At 53.3% G+C, this 6,738-nt stretch carries 6 protein-coding genes; all 6 read right to left on the bottom strand.

The window, feature by feature from the left end; all coding sequences use genetic code 11:
- A partial coding sequence (locus OXG87_07680; protein MCY3869423.1) for a hypothetical protein occupies positions 1–204 on the bottom strand: 204 nt, incomplete at its 3' end.
- Between the two features lie 17 nt (positions 205–221).
- Positions 222–3,056, bottom strand: coding sequence for a heparinase II/III family protein (locus OXG87_07675; GenBank protein ID MCY3869422.1), 2,835 nt, complete (start codon positions 3,054–3,056; stop codon positions 222–224).
- Positions 3,037–3,855, bottom strand: a complete 819-nt coding sequence (locus OXG87_07670) for an amidohydrolase family protein (GenBank protein ID MCY3869421.1) — start codon at positions 3,853–3,855, stop codon at positions 3,037–3,039. Before OXG87_07670 ends, OXG87_07675 begins: the two co-directional genes overlap by 20 nt.
- 28 nt (positions 3,856–3,883) lie before the next feature.
- Positions 3,884–4,795, bottom strand: coding sequence for a polysaccharide deacetylase family protein (locus tag OXG87_07665; protein ID MCY3869420.1), 912 nt, complete (start codon positions 4,793–4,795; stop codon positions 3,884–3,886).
- Between the two features lie 23 nt (positions 4,796–4,818).
- Complete coding sequence (locus OXG87_07660) at positions 4,819–5,646, bottom strand: amidohydrolase family protein (protein ID MCY3869419.1); 828 nt, start codon at positions 5,644–5,646, stop codon at positions 4,819–4,821.
- Positions 5,643–6,731: a hypothetical protein gene (locus OXG87_07655; GenBank protein MCY3869418.1), complete on the bottom strand. Its 1,089-nt coding sequence runs from the start codon at positions 6,729–6,731 to the stop codon at positions 5,643–5,645. The genes OXG87_07660 and OXG87_07655 overlap by 4 nt, the downstream gene beginning before the upstream one ends.
- Between the last annotated feature and the right edge of the window lie 7 nt (positions 6,732–6,738).

Raw genomic sequence — 6,738 nt, 5'->3', positions numbered from 1 at the left:
GTCCAGAAGTCCCATTGCCGCTCCGACCCCGGCCTGTTCCGTCGAATGGCTGCCCGCGCTGATAAAAATAGCCGGTGTTTTTTCTCCTCCAGTTCTGAGACATACCAGCGGCGATCCATCCGGCGTATGTCCGAGTACCTGGGATGGATAGCCTTTCTGTTCAATCCGCTGCAGGATATCTGAATATTGATCGAAGATTTGCATGTGAATCCCTCCCTATTTTAAGGTGCAATATGTGCCCGGGCAGAATTTAAGATTCTGATTTTGTCGCAAGTAATCGCGGGATAGTCCCGCACGGTAATCGCGTTTTCTGTGGCCGATGCAATTTCAAAACCGGTCTGGGGTGACTCTCCGGCGAGTAAATAAGAGCCGATGACTGCCTGTGGGTTTTGTAACGGTTCTGCGAGATGAATTACACTTTTCTCCACCGACTGTACCTTCAGAGAGGTGCTCGCCTCTGTGAGTGAAATTTTCAGATTGCCACACGTCAGTTCCGTACCGTTTAGCAAATAGCCCTGCACGCCTTGATCATTTACCGATACAAATGCGAATTGCGCGGCAGCGGTTACGGGACCGAATTGTCGCTCTTGTTGGTCTTTCGTCAAAATAATATAATCGGTGCGGTCCGGTAGTTTTACTTCAATTGCGAGAACACCGGCGTCTGGCTCATCTGCGAGCAGCCGCGCGCTGAGTAGTGGAGAATTTCCGGTTTTGTAGGGCGCAATTACAGCGGCGTACTGGCTTGCAAGTGTCTCATTGCCATCCTCGGCGCGGTTTTCTGCGAAAATTTGTCTGATCGCTGGTTTTTCCAGTTCCTCAGGTGTTCCAACCCGCCAGCCGGGCGCATCTGCGAGAATAATGCGGTTTGGTACATTTAACAACATCAGATCCAGATTTATATTCCGAAATTGCCATGTAAATGTGGTCGGTTCCTGGGGTGCAATCGCCTGCGGATTTTCGAGCCATATATCCCAGGCGTCTCCCAATGTTACTGCCTGCGGCGTTGCCGTTGCCGGGTTCATGCCTGTTGGTGAGCCATTGCAGTGAAAATTGTACTGGTGGATCCGTCCGCCTTTGACCCTGAAAAGATCCACACTATAGGTTTGTCCCTGTGTCGTTGTCACCATCGCGCAGGTGCGTCGATATTCCTGGCACTGGGGGTACACATTTACGCCCGAGGCCTGTACGACTTCAATGCCTGGTGCTGTGCCAAATAATTCCAGGTTGGAACCGCAAGCCGTGTTGTTCTGCTCTTCCTCATCGACTACTACGAGGTTGTGCGATAGACTGCTTTTTACCCAAACTTGTCCGCTGCGGCCGTCTGGGAGTTGCTGGCTGCTGCCAGAAAAATAACCGCGATCCGAGGCGAGTTCCTCCCCATAAGCGTAATAGCTCAGGCTCAAGATATCTTGCTGCCGGTGACTGGTTTGCAAGGTCCACTGGTGCTCATTGCCGTTTAAATAAAGCGCGGTGTCATCTCGACCGCCGCGCAAGACGCCAACATGCCAGCCGGGGAACCACTCGGTATGCAAGGGTAGTGTCGTTGACTCTGATTGCAGATCATAAGGACGGTACCACAGCGCGTACTCTCCGCCTTTTTCGGATAAAGATGCTCCCTGAACGAGTTCCAGTAAGCCAGCGTACGCGCTACCGAGACGCGCGGCGAGAATTTCAGCGGAGAGAAGGTTCGCTTCGGTATCGTACTGCGTATCGCCAATCACTGGCATGCGGTTGCCGGGTGCGAGCATTTTGGTCAGAGATAGCAGGGAGAGAGGGTAACGCCCGCTTGAAAACATGTCTAACTGCTCGATCCGCTCGCCTTTTTCTGGCTGATAACCGGGGGGATCGCTATATCCGTGTAGCAAGTCGGCCAGTTCATGCACGTTGAAAAGATTGTGAGCCGAATAGGATGGCGATTCCGAGTAAAAACCATCGTGATGATACCGTTCCGCCAGCATCCGATTGAAGCCATCCAGCGCGTGCCGAACTTTTTGCGGGTGATCCAGAAGCATTCCTACCGCAGCGCTTAGTACGAAAACCGCTGTGCCCTTGTTGCTTAGAGAATTCCAGTGCATCATGTCCGCACATCCGGCGAGGATCAGGTCCTCTGTTATCCGTCGCGTTGTATCCCGGTCTATCAGACGACGACCAGACGTGTACTCTGCATCGCGGATCAGGTCGTAGGCAACGGTCAATACATATAGCGCTCCGGCATCGCTTCCCTTTCCATGGACGTTCATGCGGCCCGCGCCCCAGAATCCGTTATTCATCGTCGAATAATCCTCAAATTGGTGCAAATCGTAAGCGTGGCAGATCGCATCTTTTGGAAAGCGTCCTCCGCGAGGGCCACCCTCGGCCTCTTCTTTGCCCATGTTAGCGGCTACCTCTGCAGGCGGCAAGTCCGCAATACTTCCGTCGTAGGAATGGTAGAGATAGTTCGGGAATACCCGGGCTATTCGGTCGAGGATCCACACCGCGCGCTCGGCGTATCCAATTTCACCTGTTACCGCGTATAGTTTGGCGAGTGTCAATGCCTGGCTTCGTGCCCAGCTTACTTTGCAATCTCGAATATGACCGCTGAAGCTCGTCATTGTGGGGCGGTCCCCAAGCCATTTGAGGGCGTGCTTTGCGCGATTTTCGGGGTCGGCCACTTCTTCGGGCGTTTCATAATAGGTGAATTTTTGTCCCATTCGTGGGCATATCAGTACGCCGGTCTCTGGATACTGGGCGTTGGGATAAACTGCGCCACAGGCGCGGCAGGTAATTTCATCCGGTCTGTCAATGTGCCAGTCAAAGAGTCCGCCACCCATTAGCGATTGCTTGCCCACGCAGTTTGGGCAGTTCTGACCGTAATGCGTGCCGGGGGTCAATTCGGGGATCATTGTTTCGAAAAACGCTCGATCTTGTTGCATGGCAAATGCAACGCTTTGCGCCCAGCCATTCACGATTTCCTGTGCCCAACTGTAGCGAGATAGATTTTGCCGGGCGTTTTCGATATCCCCAGGTTTGTACGCGCTTTTCATGTCGGTCTTTTCCCTATGTGTCGTGGAGTGCATCGGCTGTCTTGCCCAAAATCCATGCTCTGTCCTCATCTGACAGAAAGTCCATCTCTTCAAGCACGCGAAAACCAACGGCCTCCCCACGTTGCGGATTTTCCGGAAATCCCGTGCATCCCAGCATCCGTTCAGGCCCAAAAGCCTCGTACACGGCTCTGACATAGGGATACACATCCTCGTGCGGCCAGGGTTGCTCGGAAATCCCATCAATCCGGGTCGCTTTAACAAAGAGATTGGGATATTTTGCCGCTGCCAGCAAGATCCCGAAACTGCCGTCCAGCCCTTCGGACAGGATCGGCTCGCCCAGATGATCTACTATTACATTTACCTCGGGAAATTGCCGCAACATCGGTTCCAGCAGTGGAATCTGATGGCAGCGTCCAAACCATGTAAAGGGTACGCCCAGCCTTTGTGCTGTCTCCCAAAGCGCATGTTGCCCAGGGTCTGATAACCACGACGCATCCCGATCTTTAATCGGATACAATCGCATTCCCTGCACTCCGTGATCCCGGTGCAGACGCGCCAGTGTTTTGGGCGCGTCGGGTTTCAGGGGATCGATTAGAGCCACCCCGTGCAGGCGATCTGGATATCGCCTCAAACAATCGCACATATAGCGATTGTCATACCCGTGATACATGCACTGGATCAGCACGGTGCGGTCGATTTTATTGATATCCATATACTTGATGAGATTTTCCACCAGTCCCGGATAATCGGGCCGTTGCGCGGTCATGCCATCGTTATGGGTAAAGGGTGGTGCTCCCATTGTCCATACGTGTACGTGAGAATCGATTCGCACGGTTTTCTCCCATTTAATAATTGACACTCTACGCATCCCCATCCGCCAGAACAAGCTCACACAGGGCATCGAGCGTAATCCCCACGGGGATCATCTCCATCTGTCCGCAGAAATCCCCAATCGATCTGAGTATCAACTCCAGGTTCTGCCTTGCGGGATGTCCGGGATCGGAATAATCCTGGTCATTATGGCTGTCTGTCACAAGGGTGCCAAACCGGGGATCTTCGGTTCGGAAACGATTTAGCACATCCCGAATAATTGCCTTGTGGTCGTACGTGTGCGGGACATAGGACCATTCATAACCCTGCTCGCCCGCATGGCCCTGGGCAACCGGCCTGCCAAATGCTGCGGATACCGGCACATTGATAAAGTCGCTATTTCCTCGAATCAAACGAAATCCCAGATGCGCCCGGTGAGGATAGGGCTCTGCACCGGCCCAAACACTGCAGTGCGCGGGTAGAACCCGCCCCGGATTTGAAAGACTGCCGCCCACAAATCCCAGTTCGCGCAGCACGTCAAATGTGCAATCATTGGCCGAAAAATAACCCGCCCTGAAATAACGGGGTGCCTTGCCCAGCGCAGACGCCCATATCTCCATTGCCTCTTGAATAATCTCGCGCTGCACATGCGCAGAATACGCGCCCAGATCGTATTTGTATCTCCCCCCTCTGAGCTTGTATGGATGCAAATGCAGCCCCAAACACGCGCCCTGATCCTGTAGCGTCTGAAGCAGATCTGCGTTCTCAAGCGCTACCTCCGGGTGCGCAAAAAGCGTGACCGGAAACCCATAAGCCTTTGCTGTCTCAACGTAAAAATAGATCGATCGTTCACTCTCCCGATAATCCGCAGGGCCACTGCCCGACATTCGTCTGGCATGGGAGGTCACGTCGGATCTGGCCGTCTCGCAGTCCATTGTCAACAATACATAAACTTTTTTCAAACCACGCCCCTGTATGATAGTCTTCACAGATTTAAAATCATCACTGCATTGTTGTGCAAAATATCTTCCAGTGCGTTGGGGGCGAGCATGCGTTTGAGGAATGGGAGACTCAATTGCGCGAAACACGCGCCGCGGGAGAGGCCTGCACCTTTGCCATCTCTGCATGGACAGTCTGTGGCAAACATCAATTTTTTGCCATGCCGCGCCAGGAATCCCGCAGTAAAGTCCTCGTCCCGCGTCAGTCCGCCCAGACCCGAACCCGCAGATAAATCGGCAAATATATTGGGATAGTCTGCCAATAGCCGATCTATTAAGCCGCCGGGTTTGACCGCGCCCGTGGGATACAGGGTCTCTTCGGGGGCGGGTACGTCGGCGCTGATATGCGCCCACCACGATTGGGCATGGCCGATGAATTTAATATTGGAGAATTTTTTTAGTAGTACTTCGAGGTGTTCAATCCCCTGGTTATATCCTCGCGCGCCTTCCTGGAAATGCCATGTTACGGGCCAGTTCAACTCATTGCAGATTGCCAGTACTTTTTCCAGTCGCGGATCGTCCAGTCGCAGGTGCTGTTTTTGTTCGCCATAGCCCTTAAAAATGCCGCTGGCGGCGCGTTTTTCCAGTTCGGTCACGGCGTCTTCCCGCGTGACATCTACATGGCAGAAGGGTATGATGGTGTCCGGATAATCCCGATGTGCCTTTACTATGTCTTCGGTCATCCAGCCAAACTCGTCGTCGCCATCTTCAATGGGTAGCATGACGGCTTTTTCCGCGCCGATGGCTTCGATATGTGTGATGGTTTCTTCAGCCGATCTGCCGTTGTGCGTGAGATGTAAATGCGCGTCGATCATGTCAATACCTCCAGCAATTTTTCTGCGACTACGGCTTCTTCTCCCATTTGCATGGTCATGGGGTCGATCAAAATACCTCTGGCACTTCGCCGTACGACAATTGATGGTTCGCCTTCTCGTAGCGCGTGGATTACGGCATCGCGCTGTTCATCTGGCAGGTCTATGTATGCGCGGGGCGCAAATTCGGGCGCAGCATCCTGTCCTTCGGTCATCACATAGGCGTTTGCGATATTTTTGACTGTATCTACAACAACGCGAGCTTGTCCATGCCAACGCTGGCGGTCTTCATCATCGCTTCGGTTTAAAAACAGATCTATAGCCGCAATTAATCCCAGGATTTCTTCTTTACCGACTTTCATGCCGCGTCCAATTGCCGAGTGGGGACTGGCATTGATCCGCACGGCTTCTACGCAATCCGCTTTTCCCACGACCAGACCGCTATTTTGAGGTCCGCACAATCCCTTGCCACCGCTGAATGTCACGAGGCTCGCACCCATTTTGACGAGTTCGGTTAAGTTTGAGCGGGGAGGCAACTGTGCAGCCGCATCTACCATGACGGGCACGCCTTTTTTTTCGGCGCCTGCGATGACTTCTGCGAGTTGTTCTTTGCTTTGTTTGCCCAGAAAATGCACCACAGCCGCTGTTTTTTCGCCGATTCCGCCGATGAGGTCTTCACTGGTTACCGCCTGTTCGCTGCCTACCCGCACGAGTTTGCCGCCGCAGACTTCAATGCCCTGATGGATGTACGTATGGCTATCGACCAGGCTGATTACGAATTCGTTTTGCCATCCCTGTGTATGCGGCAACTGGCGCGCTTTTGCTATGTCAGGTCCTGTCAAACACGCGGCTGCGGACAATTGTACACCGCTGGCTGCACCACACGAGATAAAGGCCGCAGGTACGCCAATGCGGTCTGCCAGATATTCGCCTGCTTTTACGAGCAGGTCGTTCAAATCGACAAATGATCCTCCCGCCTCGCACATCGCCTCCAGCACTTCATCTGGCATTAAGCTGCCGCCCAGTGTGGTAATGGTCCCACTCGCGTTGATAAATGGTTTTATGCCGAGTGTGTCGTAGGTGATCATGCTGTGG

It is taken from the genome of Gemmatimonadota bacterium (assembly GCA_026706845.1).
Taxonomy (GTDB): Bacteria; Latescibacterota; UBA2968; order UBA2968; family UBA2968; genus VXRD01.
This window is presented reverse-complemented; position numbering and strand designations above follow the sequence as displayed.